The 22,036-nt window shown below is 41.4% G+C and carries 19 protein-coding genes; 10 read left to right on the top strand and 9 right to left on the bottom strand.

Annotated elements, in window-relative coordinates:
• The first annotated feature begins 430 nt into the window (after positions 1–430).
• The 9 genes from RJ01_RS08845 (at position 431) to glmS (ending at position 10,385) form a co-directional block, all read left to right on the top strand.
• Positions 431–1,399 carry an alpha/beta hydrolase gene (locus RJ01_RS08845; protein ID WP_034170790.1) on the top strand — a complete coding sequence of 323 codons (969 nt, stop codon included), beginning with the start codon at positions 431–433 and terminating at the stop codon, positions 1,397–1,399.
• 336 nt (positions 1,400–1,735) lie between these two features.
• Positions 1,736–3,247: an aldehyde dehydrogenase family protein gene (locus RJ01_RS08840; protein ID WP_034170789.1), complete on the top strand. Its 1,512-nt coding sequence runs from the start codon at positions 1,736–1,738 to the stop codon at positions 3,245–3,247.
• 410 nt (positions 3,248–3,657) lie between these two features.
• Entirely contained in the window at positions 3,658–4,779 is a 1,122-nt protein-coding gene (ribBA, locus tag RJ01_RS08835) for a bifunctional 3,4-dihydroxy-2-butanone-4-phosphate synthase/GTP cyclohydrolase II (protein WP_034170788.1), read from the top strand.
• An 11-nt stretch (positions 4,780–4,790) separates the two neighbouring features.
• Complete coding sequence (gene ribE, locus RJ01_RS08830; protein ID WP_004280926.1) at positions 4,791–5,261, top strand: 6,7-dimethyl-8-ribityllumazine synthase; 471 nt, start codon at positions 4,791–4,793, stop codon at positions 5,259–5,261.
• Positions 5,262–5,265: 4 nt separating this feature from the next.
• Entirely contained in the window at positions 5,266–5,715 is a 450-nt protein-coding gene (nusB, locus tag RJ01_RS08825; RefSeq protein WP_005233270.1) for a transcription antitermination factor NusB, read from the top strand.
• A gap of 17 nt (positions 5,716–5,732) precedes the next feature.
• A complete protein-coding gene (gene thiL / locus RJ01_RS08820) occupies positions 5,733–6,650 on the top strand; it encodes a thiamine-phosphate kinase (protein WP_034170787.1) in 918 nt (305 codons plus the stop codon).
• 22 nt (positions 6,651–6,672) lie between these two features.
• On the top strand, positions 6,673–7,149 hold the full coding sequence (locus RJ01_RS08815; RefSeq protein ID WP_052209084.1) for a phosphatidylglycerophosphatase A: 477 nt from the start codon (positions 6,673–6,675) through the stop codon (positions 7,147–7,149).
• A gap of 20 nt (positions 7,150–7,169) precedes the next feature.
• Positions 7,170–8,534 (top strand): bifunctional UDP-N-acetylglucosamine diphosphorylase/glucosamine-1-phosphate N-acetyltransferase GlmU, encoded by a 1,365-nt coding sequence (gene glmU / locus RJ01_RS08810; protein ID WP_034170785.1) that lies wholly within the window; start codon positions 7,170–7,172, stop codon positions 8,532–8,534.
• A gap of 12 nt (positions 8,535–8,546) precedes the next feature.
• Positions 8,547–10,385: a glutamine--fructose-6-phosphate transaminase (isomerizing) gene (glmS, locus tag RJ01_RS08805; RefSeq protein ID WP_034170784.1), complete on the top strand. Its 1,839-nt coding sequence runs from the start codon at positions 8,547–8,549 to the stop codon at positions 10,383–10,385.
• Positions 10,386–10,441: 56 nt separating this feature from the next.
• Here the strand turns inward: glmS and RJ01_RS15630 are convergent, their stop codons facing one another.
• Entirely contained in the window at positions 10,442–11,506 is a 1,065-nt protein-coding gene (locus tag RJ01_RS15630; protein WP_052209083.1) for an acyltransferase, read from the bottom strand.
• A gap of 143 nt (positions 11,507–11,649) precedes the next feature.
• On the opposite strand from RJ01_RS15630, the gene RJ01_RS08795 reads away from it, so the two are divergent.
• Positions 11,650–13,020: a phosphomannomutase/phosphoglucomutase gene (locus RJ01_RS08795; protein WP_034170783.1), complete on the top strand. Its 1,371-nt coding sequence runs from the start codon at positions 11,650–11,652 to the stop codon at positions 13,018–13,020.
• A gap of 77 nt (positions 13,021–13,097) precedes the next feature.
• Here RJ01_RS08795 and RJ01_RS16550 read toward each other — a convergent pair whose 3' ends face one another.
• The 8 genes from RJ01_RS16550 to RJ01_RS08760 form a co-directional block, all read right to left on the bottom strand.
• Positions 13,098–13,616, bottom strand: coding sequence for a beta-1,6-N-acetylglucosaminyltransferase (locus RJ01_RS16550; RefSeq protein WP_227504416.1), 519 nt, complete (start codon positions 13,614–13,616; stop codon positions 13,098–13,100).
• Positions 13,555–13,791: a beta-1,6-N-acetylglucosaminyltransferase gene (locus RJ01_RS16545; protein ID WP_227504415.1), complete on the bottom strand. Its 237-nt coding sequence runs from the start codon at positions 13,789–13,791 to the stop codon at positions 13,555–13,557. Before RJ01_RS16545 ends, RJ01_RS16550 begins: the two co-directional genes overlap by 62 nt.
• Before the next feature lie 187 nt (positions 13,792–13,978).
• Positions 13,979–14,995 (bottom strand): UDP-glucose 4-epimerase GalE, encoded by a 1,017-nt coding sequence (gene galE / locus RJ01_RS08785; RefSeq protein ID WP_034170782.1) that lies wholly within the window; start codon positions 14,993–14,995, stop codon positions 13,979–13,981.
• A 22-nt stretch (positions 14,996–15,017) separates the two neighbouring features.
• A complete protein-coding gene (gene pgi / locus RJ01_RS08780) occupies positions 15,018–16,673 on the bottom strand; it encodes a glucose-6-phosphate isomerase (protein ID WP_034170781.1) in 1,656 nt (551 codons plus the stop codon).
• Positions 16,673–17,929: a nucleotide sugar dehydrogenase gene (locus RJ01_RS08775; protein ID WP_034170780.1), complete on the bottom strand. Its 1,257-nt coding sequence runs from the start codon at positions 17,927–17,929 to the stop codon at positions 16,673–16,675. The genes pgi and RJ01_RS08775 overlap by 1 nt, the downstream gene beginning before the upstream one ends.
• A 15-nt stretch (positions 17,930–17,944) precedes the next feature.
• Entirely contained in the window at positions 17,945–18,820 is an 876-nt protein-coding gene (gene galU / locus RJ01_RS08770; RefSeq protein WP_034170779.1) for a UTP--glucose-1-phosphate uridylyltransferase GalU, read from the bottom strand.
• Positions 18,821–18,846: 26 nt separating this feature from the next.
• Positions 18,847–20,721: a nucleoside-diphosphate sugar epimerase/dehydratase gene (locus tag RJ01_RS08765; RefSeq protein ID WP_034170778.1), complete on the bottom strand. Its 1,875-nt coding sequence runs from the start codon at positions 20,719–20,721 to the stop codon at positions 18,847–18,849.
• Positions 20,722–20,856: 135 nt separating this feature from the next.
• Complete coding sequence (locus RJ01_RS08760; protein ID WP_034170777.1) at positions 20,857–22,026, bottom strand: DegT/DnrJ/EryC1/StrS aminotransferase family protein; 1,170 nt, start codon at positions 22,024–22,026, stop codon at positions 20,857–20,859.
• Between the last annotated feature and the right edge of the window lie 10 nt (positions 22,027–22,036).

The following is a 22,036-nucleotide window of genomic DNA, read 5'->3' as shown; positions in this document are numbered from 1 at the left end:
TTTATCGAAGCTCATGATTCAGAATAAATCCTCACTTCTACAGAAAAATACGGATAATTTTTAGTCAGATTTGTACGCATTGACTTACATCGATTCCAGTTCTTTGCAGCTATCCCAGATAGTAGAATTTTCCTATGATACTTACATCAGGAACAGGAAGTTCCATATAACAATGACAATAGATAAGCACAAGGATTGTAAGGTACGACAGGAGTTATACCGAGCTAACCAATACGAAAACCCCCGGCAGGATGCCGGGGTTTTTTATTAATTTTTATTTAGTCAATCAGGCTGCCAATGACCTGAGATTTTATATTTGGCTATTTTTTGAATAGGACTACTGATCTCAAATGGATCAGACAGCAGGATTTGACAAATGCAAGCCAATCCACAAGGATAAGTGAATAAAAATAATCATGAGTAGAACAATATGTCCCATCCGCTTTCCAGCCTTGAATATCAACCTGATATTCTGGGTGAAGGTTATGAACAGGCCACTTTAGAATTCCCGCCAGATACTGAAGGCACAGTAGTTGCCACACTGATCCGCAAAAAGGCAGACCAACCGACCTCTAAAGCTGTCCTCTATATTCACGGCTTTATTGATTATTTTTTCCAGACTGAAATGGCAGAGCGTTTTAATCAGCAAGGTTTTGATTTTTATGCACTGGATTTACGTAAATACGGCCGATCGTATCTGTCCCATCAGAAACTTTATAATGTCTATCATCTTTCAGAATATGATGCAGAAATCAGCCAGGCTCTTGAAATTATTGGACAGGAAGGCCATGACACGGTTTTACTCAGTGGCCATTCTACCGGCGGATTAATTACTACTTTGTATGCAGCACATCATCCAGATCATCCCTTAATTAAAGGCTTATGGCTCAATAGTCCTTTTTATGACTTTAATATGACGCCTTTTGAGAAAAAGTTTCTGGTGCCTAAATTGAGCAGTCTGGGAAAACGTTTTCCGGAAATGCTATTTCCTAGCCGCTTAAATCGTCATTATGTGTCTAGTCTGCATATTAGCTATCAGGGGGAATGGCATTTTGATCTGGAATGGAAAAAACCTAGCTATCACTGGGTGCGTCTGAGTTTTGTACATGCCATTCACGAAGCACAAAAAGAAATTCATCAGGGTGTACGTTTAAATATTCCGACTTTGCTGATGCATGCCCACAAAACCACTTATCCCCTACGTTTTAACCGTAATGCTCAAACCAGTGATGTGATTCTTCAGGTACGCGACATGATTGAACATGCGCAGAAAATCCAGGGCGATGTGAAACTCTGTTCGATTCAAAATGGGGTACATGATCTGGTTCTTTCAGAAAAACCGGTTCGTGAGCAAGTCTATCAGCAGCTATTTCAATGGCTAGAAGATCAAGCCCTATAAGCCAGATGAACAAGATAGGTAGCAAGCTCTGCCTGTCTTATTTTTCAATAATTTTATTTACCTATTTTTCCTGGATATGAAATAAAAATATCAAGCTGATCAGTAATGCTTTTTACATATTAAAATCATGTCATTATAAAAATAAGATATTGAAATTTATAAAAATAATAAATTTCATTTTTATCCAAATGTTGTCTTTTGTAGCAAGCTTGTAAGTATTTATCCTGCGATTTTTTTCCCTCTCTATAGTAGAGCTGAGATGTTGAATCTGAGGGCTTTTGCAGGGCAGAAGTGGTTCGGCATTCATCAATAATAATCATATCAAGGAATAGAATTATGCGTTATGCAGATCCCAATACTGACGGTTCAAAAGTGCAATTTAAATCCCAATACGAAAACTTCATTGGTGGAAAATGGGTCCCACCCGTCAAAGGTGAATATTTTGATAATGTCTCGCCCGTAGATGGTAAAGCCTTTACCAAAGTTCCGCGCTCATCAGTGGAAGATATTGAACTGGCGCTGGATGCGGCTCATGCCGCCAAACAGCAATGGAATAATAGCTCCCCTACTACCCGTTCCAATATTTTATTAAAAATCGCTGACCGACTTGAGGAAAATCTTGAACTGCTGGCAGTCGCAGAGACTTGGGATAATGGCAAGCCGATCCGAGAAACCCTGGCAGCGGATATTCCTTTAGCCATTGATCATTTCCGTTATTTTGCCGGCTGCATTCGCGCCCAGGAAGGCGGCATCTCGGAAATTGATGAAGACACTATTGCCTACCATTTTCATGAGCCATTGGGTGTCGTGGGTCAGATTATCCCGTGGAACTTCCCGATTCTGATGGCAGCCTGGAAACTAGCCCCAGCTCTCGCAGCCGGAAACTGTATTGTGCTGAAACCCGCTGAACAGACACCGGTGAGTATTTTGGTGCTGGTTGAGTTAATCCAAGATCTGTTGCCTGAAGGCGTATTAAACATCGTGAATGGCTACGGTGTTGAAGTCGGCCGTCCGCTGGCGACTAATCCGCGTATTGCCAAAATTGCCTTTACCGGTTCAACGGCAGTGGGTCAGTTGATTATGCAGTATGCGACTGAAAATATTATTCCTGTGACTTTAGAACTTGGAGGTAAATCACCAAACTTGTTCTTTGCCGACATCATGGATCAGAAAGATGATTTTCTGGAAAAAGCCCTGGAAGGCTTCGCTATGTTTGCCTTGAACCAGGGTGAAATCTGTACTTGTCCATCACGTGCGCTGATTCAGGAAAGTATTGCCGACCAATTCCTGGAACTTGCAGTAGAGCGAGTGAAAAAGATCGAGACTGGTCATCCCCTGGATACCGAGACCATGATCGGTGCTCAGGCTTCTCAGGAGCAGCAAGACAAGATTCTCGGCTGTATTGCAACGGGCCGTGAAGAAGGTGCAGAAATCTTGTTAGGCGGTAATGAGCGTCAGGAAGTGGGACAAGGTTTTTATATCGAGCCAACGATTTTTAAAGGTTCTAATGACATGCGCACCTTTCAGGAAGAGATTTTTGGACCGGTACTGGCGGTGACCACGTTCAAAGACTTCGATGAAGCCATCAAAATTGCCAATGATACGATTTATGGACTCGGTGCCGGTGTCTGGTCACGTTCAGCACATACCTCTTACCGCGCTGGTCGTGCGATTCAGGCCGGTCGGGTCTGGACCAACTGCTATCACATCTACCCGGCTCATGCAGCCTTTGGTGGCTATAAAAAATCCGGGATTGGCCGCGAAAACCATCGCATGATGCTGGATCATTATCAGCAAACCAAAAACCTGTTAGTGAGTTATTCAACCAAACCAGCAGGTTTCTTCTAAACTGATCTAAATTCGGGTGGACTTCGGTCCGCCTGATTCATTATTTCAAACAGAACTTTAAACTGATTGGTAAAAAATTCATAAAAGGAAGAATGGGGGGAGGTATACGTATTTTTAGGGGCTGTATTAAACCAATAAATAAAACTGCATAAAAAATAAGAGATTATTTATAGTTATGTTGATTTTAAATAAGTTTGTCATTTTTTATGCTTTCTGATCGTTTAAAAATCCAGCATAAAGCCTGTGCTTTCATTTAAAGTCGACTTTTCATGCTACGCAAGACTGTGTATAACAATGAACCCCTGAGGGAAAGCAATAAGCATAGGCAAAATTGCTTAAAAAGCGTTAGACTATGCAGTAATAATGTCATGATTCGGTCTGGTATAGATCACAAAAGAAGGTGAAGGTTGATGCCGCTCAATACAGTTGAAGAGCTTGTAGCAGATATCCGTGCAGGAAAAATGGTTATCCTGATGGATGACGAAGACCGTGAGAATGAAGGCGATCTGGTGATTGCTGCGACCCACGTGCGTCCTGAAGACATCAACTTTATGATCACCCATGCGCGTGGTCTGGTTTGCCTGACTTTAAGCAAAGAACGTTGCCAGCAGTTAAATCTACCCTTGATGGTGGATGCCAACGGCGCTCAGCACGGAACCAACTTCACCCTTTCAATTGAAGCAGCCAACGGCATTACTACTGGTATTTCTGCAGCTGAACGTGCGCATACCATTCAAACTGCGGTGGCTGCACATGCCAAACCAAGTGACATCGTACAACCTGGTCATATCTTCCCATTGATGGCACAGCCAGGTGGCGTATTGCACCGTGCTGGTCATACCGAAGCCGGTTGTGACCTGTCTCGTCTTGCGGGTCTTGAGCCAGCTTCTGTGATCTGCGAGATCATTAAAGAAGACGGCACCATGGCACGTCGTCCAGATCTAGAAATCTTTGCGGAAAAGCATGGTCTGAAAATTGGTACCATTGCTGATCTGATCCATTACCGTATGACCAATGAACAAACGGTTGAGCGTATCGATCAGCAAAGTATTGATACTGAATACGGCAGCTTTGACCTGTACCGCTATCGTGAACTGGGTAATCCGGATATCCATCTGGCCTTGGTCAAAGGTGAGCCTAAAGAGGGCGTGACCACAGTGCGTGTACATGGTTTTAACCCGACCCGCGACTTGCTCAAACTGAAAAAACAGGATGGCGAGCCAGCCTGGAACCTGGATCGTGCCCTGAAAGAAATTTCCAATAGTGATCGTGGTGTCTTGGTCTGGATTGGCCAACGTCATTTACAGGACTTAGGCCCTGCCTTAGATGCCCTTACAGCACCAAAAAATGTAAAATCCAATGCTGCCCTGTCTCAGCAGTATCAGACCATTGGTGTCGGCGCACAAATTTTACGTGACCTCGGCGTTGAAAAAATGAAGCTGCTGAGCTCTCCATTACGTTTCAATGCCCTGTCCGGCTTTAACTTAGAAGTGGTGGAATACATCACCGCACAACAAACATCAGAGAAATAATCGAGGTTCCTATGGCAGTTCGCCGTATTGAAGGTATGTTGCATCTCGCGAACGAAGACCGTTATGCGATTTTAGTTGGTCGTTTTAATAGCTTTGTTGTTGAACATCTGTTAGAGGGTGCCATTGATACATTGAAACGCCATGGCGTATCAGAGGATAATATCACTGTTGTTCATGCACCTGGTGCCTGGGAACTTCCTGTGGTTGCGAAAAAACTGGCAGCTTCAGATCGTTTCGATGCCATCATCGCGCTGGGCGCTGTGATTCGTGGCAGCACGCCTCACTTCGATTTTGTAGCTGGTGAATGTGCCAAAGGTTTGGGCGTGGTTGGCCTAGACACTGGCTTACCAGTGATTAATGGTGTATTGACTACGGATAGTATCGAACAGGCGATTGAACGCTCGGGTACAAAAGCAGGTAATAAAGGTAGTGAAGCTGCCTTGACTGCTATTGAAATGGTTAACTTGTTAAAGGCTATTTAACGCTATGTCGCAAACACTTCAAGCAACTTATGCAGCAAAACGTAAAGCACGTCGCTTTGCTGTACAAGGAATTTATGAATGGCAGATGAGCCACAATCCGGTGCATGAGATTGAAGCACGTACTCGTGTGGACAATGCCATGCACAAAGTGGATCTCAGCTATTATCATGAATTGTTGACTCAAGTGGTTGCCAATCATGAAGCATTGGATGCTTTGCTTATCCCTGTGCTGGATCGTGAACTTTCTGCACTTGATGGTGTAGAACTCGCTACACTTCGCCTAGGCGCCTATGAACTCAAAGAACATCTTGAGATTCCATACCGCGTGGTTCTGGATGAAGCAATTGAGTTAGCTAAACACTTTGGCGGTGCAGACAGCCATAAATACATCAATGGTGTATTGGACCGTTTAGCAACAACTTTACGTGCAGCAGAAAAACAGCAAGCCAACTAATCTAGTCGAATTGTTGTATGGCTGAGTTTTCGATTATCGATACCTATTTCAATCGTCAGAATAAAAATTCTGTCGATTTGGGTGTTGGTGACGACTCAGCCTTGCTCACTCCTCCTCCACAGCAACAACTGGTCATCTGTGCCGACACCCTGGTTGCTGGTCGACATTTCCCCCTAGATACCGATCCACATGCCATTGGCTGGAAATCAGTTGCAGTCAACCTGTCCGATCTTGCTGCCATGGGTGCAACGCCACATAGCATTCTGCTGGCCTTGAGCCTACCCCAAATTGATCATGACTGGTTAAAAGCCTTTAGCCAGGGTCTCTATGATTGTTGCGATCAATTTGGTGTGAGCTTAATTGGTGGTGATACCACACAAAGTCCTCATTTGACCTTATCTGTGACTGCCTTGGGCTGGGTAGAGATTGGTAAAGCTGTACCCCGTTCAGGTGCCAAGCCAGATGATCTGATTTGTGTATCCGGTACAGTGGGTGATGCTGCTTTTGCCTTAAATCATCTCGGTCACCCATTACAGAAACGTTTAGATTATCCAACCCCACGCTGTCAGTTGGGTACTGCCTTAAAAGGCCTAGCCAATAGCATGATTGATGTTTCAGACGGTCTGGCACAAGATTTAGGACATATTCTCAAAGCTTCTCAGGTTGGAGCGATTTTAGCGCTTGAAAAATTGCCGATCAGTCCTGCCCTGCAAATATTAAATGATGAACAGCGTTGGCAATACGCACTCGCGGGTGGTGATGACTATGAGTTATGCTTTACAATAAGCCCGCAAAATTATGAAAAATTATTGCAAAAACATCTGGATGTTTCGATTAGTATAATTGGCTCCATTCAGCAGCAACACGGTTTAACTTTTGAAAAAGATGGCGTAGATCATTCACTTCAATTTAACGGATATCAACATTTTGCATAAACCTGCGATCAATTTTAAAAGCATGTCATGGATCAACCGGCTCATTGTCTTTAGTGGGGTAGGATTTGGTTCTGGTCTGGCGCCTAAAGCGCCCGGAACTTTTGGTTCAGCTTTTGCACTTTTATTTGTACCCATCTGGCTCTACTTAGGTTTTGTAAATAGTCTTTTTGCCATTGTCATCATGTCCCTGATTGGCATATATATCTGTGGCCAAACTGCCAAAGTCATGGGTGTGCATGATGATGGACGTATTGTCTGGGATGAGTTTGCAGGACAATCCATCACCTTTTTGCCACTGATCTATTTAGGTCAGATGAACTGGTTATGGCTACTCATTGGCTTTGCCCTGTTCCGATTATTTGATGTCTGGAAACCTTGGCCGATTCGAGTCATTGACCGTCAGGTTGGGGGTGGTTTTGGCATCATGCTGGATGACATTATCGCTGGCCTCTGGGCAGCACTTTGTATTTGGATTTATTTTTACTTCACGATGGCTTAAGCCATATCTAGGATTAGAACATGTCTACGACTGTGATTATTCTTGCTGCAGGTAAAGGAACCCGTATGCGTTCCAACTTACCGAAAGTATTACAACCGCTTGCAGGACGACCTTTACTCGGCCATGTGGTCGACACAACAAAAAAACTCAATGCAGACAATATTATTACCATTTATGGTCATGGCGGTGAGCAGGTTCAGTCCGCATTTGCAGACCAAGATATCCAGTGGGTAGAACAAGCTGAACAGTTTGGTACCGGTCATGCCGTACAAATGACCCTACCTGTTTTGCCGAAAGATGGTATTTCACTAATCCTGTCTGGTGATGTCCCTTGTATTAGCCAGCAGACGCTTCAGAATCTGCTCGATGCTACTCAAGAGCAAGGTATTGGCCTAGTGACATTAACGCTTGCAGATGCCAGTGGTTATGGTCGTATTGTGCGTAAAGATAGTCAGATTCAAGCCATTGTTGAACATAAAGATGCTTCTGAAGAACAGCGTCAAATTAAAGAAATTAATACCGGTATTTATGCAGTCAGCAATGCCAAATTACATGAATGGCTACCACGTTTAAGCAATGACAATGCCCAAGGTGAATATTACCTGACGGATATCGTGGCAATGGCACTGGCAGATGGTATGAGTGTTGCATCTGTAGAACCTGAGCTGGCTTTTGAGGTGGAAGGCGTCAATGACCGTGTGCAACTGGCTGCATTGGAGCGTCAGTTCCAGGCTTATCAAGCTAAACAGTTGATGCAGCAAGGTGTACATCTGATTGACCCAAGCCGTTTTGACTTACGAGGCCAACTCACTGTTGGTAAAGATGTGCGTATCGATATCAATGTCATTATCGAAGGTGATTGCGAACTCGGTGATAATGTTGAAATCGGTGCAGGCTGCGTGATTAAAAATACCAAGATTGCTGCGGGTACTAAAGTTCAGCCATATAGCGTGTTTGATAATGCTGTTATCGGTGAAGATGCACAGATTGGTCCATTTGCACGCTTGCGTCCAGGGGCAAAACTGGCAGCTGAAGTCCATATTGGCAACTTTGTTGAAGTCAAAAACTCAAGCATTGGTCTAGGTTCTAAAGCGAATCATTTCACTTACTTAGGTGATGCTGAAGTCGGTAGCGGTTCCAATATTGGTGCAGGGACGATTACCTGCAACTATGACGGTGCCAACAAATTTAAGACTATCATTGGGGATCATGCTTTTATTGGTTCTAACAGCTCTCTGGTTGCACCGGTCCAGATCGGTAATGGTGCGACAGTGGGAGCCGGTTCAACGATTACCCGTGATGTGGCAGAGAACAGTTTAGCGGTAGAACGTTCTAAGCAATTTGCCAAAGAAAACTATCAGCGTCCGCAAAAAATCAATAAATAAGAGGAAGTTAGTATGTGTGGTATCGTCGGTGGCATCGCGGAACGTAATATCAGCAATATCTTAATTGAAGGCCTAAAACGTCTTGAATACCGTGGTTATGACTCTGCGGGTCTGGCCTTAATCAGTAATAGCCAGGTGCTCCGTGAACGTCGTGTGGGTAAAGTCGCGAACCTTGAACAAGCTGTGAATGAATCACAGATTAATGGTTCATTAGGCATCGCTCATACACGCTGGGCAACTCATGGTAAACCGACTGAAAACAATGCTCATCCCCATATTTCGGGTAATGTTGCTGTGGTTCATAACGGTATCATTGAAAACTACCAGGAGCTGAAAGACGATCTTGAAGCTTTAGGCTATGTGTTCACTTCTCAGACCGATACCGAAGTGGTTGCTCATCTGGTCAATGATGCACTGAAATCTACCCCTAGCCTGCTTGAAGCTGTTCGTCAGGTCGTACCACAGCTGAAAGGCGCTTATGCGCTCGGGATCGTACATACAGATCATCCAGATGAATTGATTACTGTTCGTGAAGGTTCACCATTGGTGATTGGTGTCGGGATTGGTGAAAACTTTATCAGTTCTGACCAGTTGGCTTTATTACCAATTACCAATCGCTTCATCTATCTGGAAGAAGGTGATATTGCACGTCTGAGCCGTACTACCATTGAAGTATTTGCGGATGGTCAACTGGTAGATCGTCCAGTAAAAGAACTGGATGCCACCGTGAGCAATGCTTCTAAGGGTGAATATAAGCACTACATGCTCAAAGAAATCTATGAGCAACCTGAAGCCCTAAAACAGACCATTTCACAAGCCTTGAATGGCAATACACTGCGTGAAGACTTTCTGGTGAATGCGGAACAAGATTTTTCAACAATCCAGCAGATTCAGATCATTGCCTGTGGTACCAGTTACCATGCTGGCATGATTGCTAAATACTGGTTTGAACAGCTGATTGATCTGCCTTGTCAGGTCGAGATTGCCAGTGAATTCCGTTACCGTACGCCAGTGATTGTCAATAACACACTCTATGTGTGTATTTCTCAGTCAGGTGAAACAGCCGATACCTTAGCTGCTCTGCGTGATACCCAAAAACGTGCTGCATCAAAAGGTGTAAACATTACGACGATGACGATTTGTAATGTTGCAACTTCTTCAATGGTACGTGAAACAGATTACAGTCTGCTGACTTTAGCGGGTCCTGAAATTGGTGTGGCTTCAACCAAAGCTTTTACCACTCAGCTGGCTGCACTAATGCTACTGGTGCTAAAAATTGGTACAGTGAAAAATGCCATTTCAGCTGAACAGATGACTGAGATCACCACTGGACTATGGCATATGCCTAAGGTACTTCTGGATACCTTAAGTCATGATGATGAAATTCTGCGCCTCTCTGAACTATTTGTAGAGAAACAGCACTGTCTGTTCCTCGGTCGTGGTACACACTTCCCGATTGCACTGGAAGGTGCACTGAAGTTGAAAGAAATTTCTTATATTCATGCGGAAGGTTATGCGGCGGGTGAGCTGAAGCACGGTCCATTGGCACTGGTGGATAATGATATGCCAGTAGTGATTCTGGCGCCACAGGATGACATGCTTGATAAACTGAAATCCAATATGGAAGAAGTTCAGGCACGTGGTGGTGAATTATTTGTCTTCGCTGATGAAAATAGCGGTATTAAAGCCAAAGAACGTCAGCATGTCGTGCATATTCCTGAAGTAAACGCTGTTTTAGCACCAATTGTTTATTGTATTCCAGTACAGCTACTGTCTTACCATGTGGCAGTCCTGCGTGGTACTGATGTTGACCAGCCACGTAATCTGGCAAAATCAGTAACGGTTGAATAATCCATAAAATTAGCCTGTTATATGAGGATATTGCTTACTCTCATATAACAGGTTAACTATATATTTCTTAGATTCTGAATAAATATTTTAATCTTTAATATCCATATAGAATTTGAGTTAAATGAATTCTTAACTGTTCTATTTAAAGGTACTTCAATAAATTTATTTACATAGTATCCAATGAAAATACAGATCACATATAAAAACAAAGCAAAATTAAGATTCTGAAAAAAGTAATAACTTATATATAATTTTGTTCCTATGACTAAGATAAAAGGATGGCTCAGGTAAATAGAGTAAGACGTATTCCCTAATCTTTCTAAAATGTTAAAAAATTTATGATAATGGTTTTTAAAAAAGCTTTCCAAACCAATCACACCAACCACACATAAAAAGGCGGGTACTCCCCTGTCCAAAGCACGACCAAATCCAGTTTCAAACACATTAAATATATTCTGAAAGAAAATAAGTGCAGTTCCCAATAGAATGAGAATAATATTCAGCATAAAGTTTAAATTGCATTCAATATAAATGAGATATGCACAAATACCCAAGGCATACTCCAAAAGAATCACATTAAAAAAGAATACTTTATCTAAATTTAATACCAATATTCCTACAGCAGGTAAAAAGGTTAATACCGCTATTAATGCAATATAATTTATTTTATTTCTAAAAAAATAGAGAGATAAAGCAAAAATGATATAGAAATAAATATCATAACTTAGGGTCCAGCCATTTTGAATAAGGAACTTATGCTCCCCTGGAATTAGTAAATAAGAAGCTATAATACTTGTATATCCACCACTCATATTAATAAGGTCAGGATTATATAAAAAAATACAAAGAGCCACAGTAGTAAAAAACCAATAAAGAGGCAATATTCTTTGCATACGGCCTTTTAAAAATTTTATAGGGGTTATATTTTTTTTAGCTGTCGTTAAACAGATAATAAACCCGGACATTACAAAGAAAATATCAACACCTGGCCCTCTAAATCGATACCATTCTAAAGACAGGATATTATACTGATGAACTTTATTTTCTATATGACTGAGCAAGACAAAACTTGCAGCAATAAATCTCAATATATTAATTGAATATAATTTATTATTAGACATATTTTTCGTCCTTATAATTTTTCTAATACAATACTTTATTTTTCAAATGAAACATTATTTTAATATTATGTAACCAGCTGAATGGTAAAAATCTTTATTTGGGTTAGAATATATTTTTCAATTGTACTCTTAAATAATAAATTATGAAAAAACTTTCTTGTTTCAAAGCTTATGATATTCGCGGCAAGTTAGGTACCGAATTAAATGAAGATATCGCCTACCGCATTGGTCGTGCCTATGGACAGATTTATCAACCAAAGACCGTTGTAGTTGGCTGTGATGTACGACTGACTAGTGAAGATTTAAAACAGGCGACCATTCGTGGTTTAAATGATGCAGGTGTCGACGTCCTCGATCTGGGCATGACCGGCACTGAAGAAGTTTACTTTGGTGCATTTCATCTGGATGTTAAAGGTGGCATTGAAATTACTGCCAGTCATAACCCGATGGATTATAACGGAATGAAACTGGTCCGTGAAAATGCTCGTCCGATTAGCGCAGATACTGGCCTTAAAAATATTCAGGTATTGGCTGAAAATAATGAATTCGCTGAAGTTACAAGCAAGGGCACGACAAAAAAATATAATATCTTGCCTGAATTTGTCGATCACCTGATGAATTATATTGATCCAGCAAAGATCCGACCAATGAGGCTGGTAGTGAATGCAGGTAATGGTGCAGCGGGTCACGTCATTGATGCAATCGAAGTAAAATTTAAAGAACTCAATATTCCGGTTGAATTTATCAAGATTCATCATGAAGCGGATGGTAATTTCCCGAATGGTATTCCTAACCCGATTCTGATTGAAAATCGTGCCAGTACACGTGATGCTGTGATTCAACATTCAGCTGACATGGGCATTGCTTGGGACGGCGATTTTGACCGTTGCTTCCTGTTTGATGAAAAAGGTCAGTTTATTGAAGGCTATTATATTGTCGGTCTACTGGCACAGGCTTTCTTGCTAAAACAAGCTGGCGAAAAAATCGTGCATGATCCACGTCTGGTCTGGAATACTTTTGATGTTGTCGAACAATATCAAGGAACAGCTATTCAGTCGAAATCAGGACATGCTTTTATTAAGGATGTCATGCGTGAACACAATGCAGCCTATGGCGGTGAAATGAGTGCTCATCACTATTTCCGTGACTTTGCTTATTGTGATAGTGGCATGATTCCATGGTTGCTTGCCATCGCAGTTTTATCTGAAACTGGAAAATCACTATCTTCCCTAGTTGAAGAGATGATTGCCAAATTTCCTTGTTCGGGTGAAATCAACTTTAAAGTCGCAGATACTCAGGCGACGATCCAAAAAATCTTTGATCATTATGCCGACCAGCAACCAGAAATCGATCAGACAGATGGTGTTAGCCTGAACTTTGGGGCATGGCGCTTTAACGTTCGTGCTTCCAATACTGAACCTTTGCTACGTCTAAATATTGAAAGCCGTCGTGACCAGAACCCTCGTCCAATGCAGGCTTATGTAGATGAGCTCACCCAGTTAATTCAGGGATAATTCTATCTATTAGAAAAAACTTTAGAAAAGCCCCCTTCAAATTAGACGAACTGTCCATTTTGAAGGGGGACTTTTTATTATGAATATTGAAAATATTGTTTGAGCAGATCTATATCGATATTTGCCTTCACTTTTCTGGCAAATAACATGCCTGATTGCTTCATCTTATCAAAATCAGACTCATCTAAAATTTTGGGATAATCTGGTCCTGACATCCAATCGATATATCTTAATCCCCCTTCAGATACTTGTTCCTCATCTTCTGGATGGTAAATTCTTTCTTGTAAATATGAATTCTGAATAATGGTATGGAAATAAACTTCATCGGCACACAGTGATTTTCTAAAGGCCAAATCATAGTTTTTATTAGTTTTTATAAAATCCAAAATATAATGAACCGCCTGATAGCTTAATATAAACCATAAAGATCCTTTATATAGTTTCGGCAATCTTTCTATATTTTGAGTATAGAAACCAAGTTTATGTAAAAAAATAATTAGCTTGCATTTTATTTTTTCTGAAATTGATTTTTCTTTAATGAAAAAAATCTGGATATAAATATTTAATCCGGCTTCTTGGATCTGCTTGAAGTTCATAACCGATATATTCCTGATCACTGCTTAAAAGATATTTTTCTATACTTTCAATAGGCATTAAGGGAATATCATCACCAGACAATAAAGAAAAATACTTATATTCAAATTGTGTGGCATAATTTAAAATTTTTAGAGTGGCCTCAATTTGAGTATAACCACCCCAATGCACATCCACTCTTTCTGTCAAAAATTCTATTTGTGAGCTGCTTGGTAACGATTTTTTTATATGATCAAGACCTGATTTTTTTATCTACATGAATTAAAATTTTACTATTAGGACTTTTAATCAGCTCATTTACAAGATAAACAAGTGGATTAGTTAATTGATGACACATAATCCCATAAATAAAATTCATATTTTATTATCCATATCCATGGGGATTCTGCTTTTGCCAGTTCCAGCTATCAGCTAGCATATCCTCGAGAGTATAAACAGCCGTCCATCCGAGTTCCTCTGTCGCACGGCGGCTATCTGCATAGAAGCTGGCCAGATCACCAGCTCGCCTTGGTGCATATTCAAATGCAATATTTATTCCATTTACTTGCTCAAAGGTATTCTTGATTGCCAGTACTGAAATAGGTTTTCCTGTACCGATATTCCAGGCACGACAACCCGTTTGTTGCAAACGGTTTTGAATTGCCAAAACATGTGCTTTGGCCAGATCAACGACATGAATGAAATCCCGCTCACATGTCCCATCTTCAGTCGGATAATCCTGACCAAAAATCGACAACTTTTCACGTCGCCCTACCGCCACCTGTGTAACAAATGGCATCAGGTTATTCGGGATACCTTGTGGATCTTCTCCGATCTGGCCACTTTTATGTGCACCTACCGGATTAAAATAGCGCAGCAAGGCAATCGACCACTGTGGATTGGCTTGAGCGGTCTTCTCCAATAACTGTTCAACCACCATTTTGGTGTAGCCATAGTTATTGGTTGGCATGCCTAGAGGCATATCTTCCTGATACGGTGAAGGGTTAAACTCCCCATAGACTGTGGCTGAAGAACTGAAGACCAGACAGAAGACTCCAGCACGCTCCATGGCCTGTACCAGACTAATTGAACCAGAAATATTATTTTCAAAATATTTAAGGGGGATTTGCTGGCTCTCACCCACTGCTTTTAAGCCAGCAAAGTGAATCACCGCATCAATGGTATTGTCCTGGAATATTCGGTCTAAGATCTGACTATTCCGTATATCACCTTCTACAAATTTCAGGCTTTTTTGAGCCAACTGCTGGACACGATTTAAAGACTCAACCGAACTGTTGGATAAATTATCCAATACTATGACGTCATGCCCCGTATTTAATAGTTCTACGCAGGTATGTGAACCAATATACCCTGCTCCACCCGTCACCAAAATTTTAGCCATGTCTTTCCTATTATAATTTTAATCAAGCTGTCAGGATTTTAATTAAACCTTGGGTTGAACCATCCAGACTACTAATATCGGTTTGTTCGCCATTCAGTATAGGCAACAGCTGGTTGGCAATTTCTTTGCCTTTTTCTACGCCCCATTGGTCAAATGGATTAATATTCCACAGTACCGACTGCACAAAAACTTTATGCTCATATAACGCAATCAGCATTCCCAGACTATAAGGATTTAATTCCTGTAATAAAATAGTGCTGCTTGGCTGGTTACCCTCATATTGTTTATAAGCTGGTAAGCCCTGTAACTCAGTCTGATCCAAAGCATCATTACCAAATGCCAGTAAACGTGATTGAGCCAGACAGTTAGATAAAGCCAGATGATGCTGTTCAATCAAAGCATCAGCATTATCAACGTAGGTATATTGTTGACTGTTATAACGTTTTATAGGAGCAATAAAATCACAGCTGACCGCTTGGGTGCCTTGGTGTAACAGCTGGTAAAAAGCATGTTGGGCGTTTGGTCCAACTTCTCCCCAAATAATCGGACAAGTGTCGAGCTGTACTTTTTCACCGTTGCGCTGGATGGATTTACCATTGGATTCCATTTCCAGTTGCTGCAAATAAGACGCGAAATATTTCAGACGTCCATCATAAGGCAGGATAGCATGGGTCTGAATATCCAGAAAATTTGTATTCCAGGCACCCAGTAAGCCCATTAATACTGGGATATTCTGTTCCAGAGGCTTGTACTGGAAATGCTGATCTACAGCATAAGCACCGGCAAGCAGTTGTTTAAAACCGTCCACTCCAACACTGAGTGCAATCGGCAAACCAATACACGACCAGAGAGAATAACGCCCACCGACCCAATCCCATAACAACAGCTGATTTTCGGGTGCAATTCCCCAAGCTGTCATTTTTTCAGGTTTAGTGGATACCCCAATAAAATGATGCTTCACAATAGAAGGATGCTGGCCTAAAGATTTTTCCAGCCATAAACGCACTGTTTGAGCATTAGATAAGGTATCAATCGTTCCAAATGACTTGGAAGAAATAATAAAAAGCGTGGTTTCTGGACGTAACTGATGCAGCAATTCTGATAGCTGACTACCATCCATCGTCGAAACAAAATGCACATTCAAGGGTTTGGCAGATTGATATTTGAAATCCGAGAGCGCATGACTAACCATTAGCGGTCCTAAGTCAGATCCCCCTACCCCAATATTCACTACATCCTGAATAACTTCACCCGTAGCTCCACGGCGTTGTCCGGCATGAATCTGCTCGACCAAAGCATACATACGGTCTAGCTGAGCATGAACTTCAGCTGCCAAATCTTCATGCTGCTGGTCCTCTTTCGGCAAACGTAAGGCCCAGTGCATGGCTGCACGTTGCTCAGTATAGTTAATCGTCTGAGTAGAAAATAAAGACCCGATCCAGGATCTTAGATTTTGTGTCTCTGCCCATTCAATCAGATGCTGCACAGCATCATGATTGACTCTATGTTTGCTATAGTCAAAAACTACCTGTTCAAATTGCACCGAGTATTGGTTAAACCGTTCAGGATCTACTGCAAAGAGTTGGCGTAAATGGATCGATTTCAATTGTTCTTTTACAGAGTTCAGCTTTTTATAAGCATTATTGCTATTCTGGTCTGATTTAAGCTGGTCTAACATCAACGTCCCACCCCAATATAGTTAAAACCGCGTGACTTGATATAAGCAGGGTCATAGAGATTACGTCCATCCAGAATCAAAGGATGCTGCATCAACTTGCTGAGATAAGCATAATCCGGGCTACCATACTGTTTCCAGGCCGTGATTAAACACAATGCATCTGCATCTTCTACCGCCTGATACTGGTCTTCGCACAAAATTAAATCGGTACGTTGACCATAAATCTGTTCAATATTGGTCAAAGCCTGTGGATCATGCAGTTTCACTGTTGCACCTTGCGCCCATAATGCTGCCAACATGGCATGTACCGGAGATTGCTGGATACTTGGCGTATTTTCTTTAAATGCAGCTCCCCAGATGGCGACTGTTTTCCCTTGTAGGTCTCCACGGAAATAATTCCACAACTTCCGGAATAATAGTTCTTTCTGTTGCTCATTAATATCCCAAACCTGTTCCAGTAACTGGTTTTTCACCCCTGAATCCGCCACGGCGTGGGTCAGTGTCCGGATATCATGAGAAAAGTTTTCCCCACCAAAGCCCACGCCAGGAAATAGATAAGCGGAACCAATACGATTGTCAGCTGCCATACCCTGACGGACTTGTTCAATATCAATCCCCAGTTTTTCAGCGACGCTTGCCAGATCATTCATATAACTGATCCGGGTAGCCAGCATGCCGGAAATACTCAGCTTGGTAAATTCTGCATCCAGAATAGGCATAAACAGATATTGCTGGGCTCGAGGAAATAAGGGACGTAACAGCTCTCTAACTTTGAGCTGTACATCTGGCTGATCGCAACCCACAATCAGTTGAGTCGCTTGAACGAAACTGCGAATAGCATTCCCTTCCTGAATAATATCTGGAAGATAGACCCAGTCATCATTCGGCAAAAGCTGCTGAAATCGCGCTGTACCATGCAAACCAAAGGTAGATGCATTAATCATCAGTTTAGGGTGCGCGAAGCAGGCATGATGAATGGTATTTAACATTTGAAATGCCAACTGCTCTTCGGTTGCATTAAAACTAAAGAAAAAGACATCCTGATTAAAGGTCAGATGCTGAAAATCACAACAGTTTAAGAACCCCAACTCCTGCTGTTTTTGCAGCAATAATTGTAAGGATTCATCTTGGAAATAAGTCCGAACAGGCTCATCAGTATTAAAGCTATTACACCATATGACCTGATGTCCACATTCAGCCAATAGAGCTGAAATAACCCCTGAAAATAAGGTTTTTCCTAATACTGCGACTTTCATAATATCCCTTTTTTATTATAAGGCGAGTTCCTGAATCAATGCTTTAAACTCTGCACCGAGTTTGGGATGATCTACACCATAATGCAATACAGCTTTAAGATAGCCGAGCTTACTGCCACAATCAAAGGTTTGACCTTTCATCCGATAAGCTTCAACAGTGTCTGTCTGTTGTAACAGCGCAATAGCATCGGTTAGCTGGATTTCATTACCTGCCCCTTTCGGTGTCTGCTCCAGTAAATGCATAATCTTTGCCGGAAGGATATAACGACCTACCACAGATAAATTCGACGGCGCGGTACCAATCGCCGGCTTTTCCACAATACCTTGCATCACCGTACTTTCACCTTCCGCAGGCGAAGCAGGCACATCCACGATCCCATATTGATCAACCAGATGATTAGGGACTGCTTCAACCATGATTTGTGATGCACGAGACTGTTCATAACGTTGAATCATACGAGACAGGTCATTTTGAGTATCTTGATCTTTAACCAGAACATCCGGTAATAAGACAGCAAAGTCATCATCACCAATCACAGCTTTAGCACAAAGCACGGCATGACCAAGGCCTAAAGGCTGTGGCTGACGTACGCTAATCACACTAACATGAGGGAGTAAAATTTCAGTAACTTCTTTAAGCAAATCGGTTTTATTTTTTTGCTCAAGTGTAGTTTCAAGTTCAAAGTTACGGTCAAAGTAATTTTCAATTGATGCTTTGGAAGAATGCGTCACCAAAATAATTTGTTCAATTCCAGCTGCAATTGCTTCTTTTACCACATATTCAATGGCCGGACGGTCAACCACCGTCACCATTTCTTTGGGAATGGATTTGCTGGCTGGTAAAAAACGTGTGCCAAGTCCTGCGACAGGGAGAATTGCTTTTTTAATCATTGTATTCAACCTAATTATTTCCAAATTTAATTTACTTTAATTTCCCGACCACGCTGATAACCATCGACATAATGTTCAAGCTGCATTAAAGCCCAATCTACATCACTTTGAGTCGCTGTAAGCACATGCATACGATTAAATACTTCCAGAATTTCAGCTAAAGGATAATGCTTTTCTACTGATCTTAAAATTCGCTTATGTGAAGTAATCTCTGTATTTTCCTGGTCAATTAACAGCTCTTCATACAGTTTTTCACCTGGACGCAGTCCTGTATATTGAATTTCAATGTCACCATCGGGGTTTTGACTGTCTTTCACCTTTAAGCCACTCAGTGAAATCATCTGACGAGCCAGATCCTGGATTCGCACTGGCTCCCCCATATCGAGTAGGAATACATCGCCACCTGTGCCTAAAGCACCTGCCTGAATTACCAACTGCGAAGCTTCAGGAATCGTCATAAAGAAACGTGTGACTTCAGGATCAGTAACAGTGATAGGTCCACCTTTAGCAATCTGCTGCTTAAATAATGGCACAACCGAACCTGATGAACCTAAGACATTTCCGAAACGTACAATACTTATCTGGGTTTGATTCTGTGCTTCCGCCATAGCCTGACAATAAAGCTCTGCCATACGTTTGGTTGCACCCATGACATTGGTCGGACGTACTGCTTTGTCAGTCGAAATCAGCACAAAGGTTTCTACACCTTTTTTAACTGCGGCATTGACACTAAAGGCAGTCCCTACCGCATTATTTTTTAAGCCGGCCAATGGATTACATTCTACTAAAGGAACATGTTTATAAGCAGCAGCATGATAAACGGTTTGAACCCCATATTGCTCAATGACCCGTTCCAGTTTACTTTCATCCACTACCGAACCTAGAATTGGAATAATTTCACAGTTGGCACTAAGACGTAACTCTTTATCGATACTATAAAGAGCAAACTCTGTTAGCTCATAGATAATAAGTTTTACCGGTTGATTTTTAATAATTTGACGACATAACTCTGAGCCAATAGAGCCTCCTGCCCCTGTAACCATCACGACTTTATCTTTGATATTTTTTTCTAATAATTCTGCTACAGGAGGAACTGGATCACGCCCTAATAGATCAATAATATCGACTTCCTGAATATCAGAAACACGTATATCGCCATTAACCAGTTTTGTCAGCCCTGGAATTTCAGTAATTTTTAAATGTGCAGGTTCCAAGAATTTTACAATTTCGCTTTTTCGGATACGACCTACTGAAGGAAGTGCAATCAGAATTTCATCAATACGTAGTTTAGCAAAACATCTTAATGCAGTTTCTGGTGCATAAACTTGGATCCCACCAATATTTTGACCATTCAATGAAGGATTATCATCAATAAACATGACTGGTAAATGTTCATTTGAACGATTTAAAGTTGCTGCAACCTGCTGTCCCGCATAACCTGCACCGTAAATCGCAATCCGTTTTTTCGATACTCCTGCATATAAGTAAGAACGAACAATAAAGCGGATCAATCCCCGACTAAACCAGACCCAGGCAAACATCATGAAGCCAAACATCAAAGGAATAGAAGTAGGAATGAACGCATGTGTTGCATACGCAAGCAAATACAAACCAATGACTGCCAGAACAGTGGCTAGCCCTAATTTAACAATAAAAAATTCATTAAAAGTACGAACAATAAACCGATAAACACCACAAACAAATAAAGCCAATACGGCAATGGCACTGACCCAAACTGTACCAAAAGGAATATTTGGAACGACTTCTGCACCCAGATCGAATTGACGAATGGCATAGCAAAGCCAGATCAGGACGGGAAATATGCAGAAGTCCAAAATAACGAGAAATGTCTGTTTAGCCGCACGTGGAGATTCAACTAAGGGTAGAATGATAGATTTCACTTGCTGTGTCTTCTCAATAATTATTTATAAATTTTTACCCCATATTAAATATTAGAGAGAATTGAGGTAAAAACTTGGATAAATGTTTAAAGTGTACCTATAAAGATACACTTTACATGATTGAATCCTAGAGAATTATATGCGACTAATCACCTGCTGAATAACATCTTTAGTTGTTTGAATATTATTTTCTGTTAACGTTGGATGCACTAGAAACATTAGGCTGGTTTCACCCAGTTTTTGAGCATTATTTAAACGCTCTTTTGGGCGCCATGGCGTGTCATCAAAAGCATGCTCCAAGTAGACTTCTGAACAAGATCCACTAAAACATGGTACACCTTCGGCATTAATTTCAGTCATGATTCGGTCACGTGACCAGCCTTCTGGTAAAGTATCAGTATTAACTTGTACATAGCATTTATAAGCAGCATGTACATAATCATCTGATGGACGATGAACTGTAAAATATGGACTATCTGCAAATGCAGCATAAATTTTTTCCATATTTGCATTACGCTGTGCTGTCCATTCGGACATCTTTTTCAATTGAATTCGTCCAATCACAGCCTGCATTTCCATCATGCGCCAGTTGGTACCAAAAGAGTCATGTAACCAGCGGAATCCCGGTGGATGCTGTTTGTTATATATACTGTCAAAGTTTTTACCATGATCTTTATAAGACCACATTTTTTTCCATAAATTTTCATCATTGGTAGTGACCATCCCTCCTTCACCACCCGTGGTCATAATTTTATCCTGACAGAATGACCAGGCACCAATATGACCGATTGAACCTGCAGATTTTCCTTTATACATGGCACCATGGGCTTGGGCACAATCCTCAATCACATACAGGCCTTTTTCTTCAGCCAATTGCATGATCGGATCCATGTCACACATCCATCCTGCCAGATGCACACAAATAATCGCTTTAGTATTCGGTGTTAAAACTGCTTCAATGGTACAACGTGAGATATTCTGAGAATCCAGTTCAACATCTGCAAAAATCGGATTTGCCCCAGCAGTCACAATGGAGCTAGCAGATGCAAGGAAAGTACGTGAAGTTACAATCACATCATCACCTGCACCAACTCCAAAGGCTTTCAAGGCTACATCCAAAGCCACGGTACCATTCGCCAATGCTACTGCATATTGTGTGCCAGCAAATTGAGCAAATTCTTTTTCAAACTCTCGGCATTCCTGTCCAGTCCAATAATTGACTTTATTCGACAATAAAACCTGGGAAACCGCATCCGCTTCTTCCTGAGTAAAACTTGGCCATGGTTCAAATGCAGTGTTTAACATGATGTTTCCT

Source organism: Acinetobacter sp. YZS-X1-1, from assembly GCF_000804305.1.
Lineage (GTDB): Bacteria > Pseudomonadota > Gammaproteobacteria > Pseudomonadales > Moraxellaceae > Acinetobacter > Acinetobacter variabilis.
The sequence above is the reverse complement of the archived record's forward strand: the minus strand, read 5'-3'. Positions and strand labels throughout refer to the sequence as shown.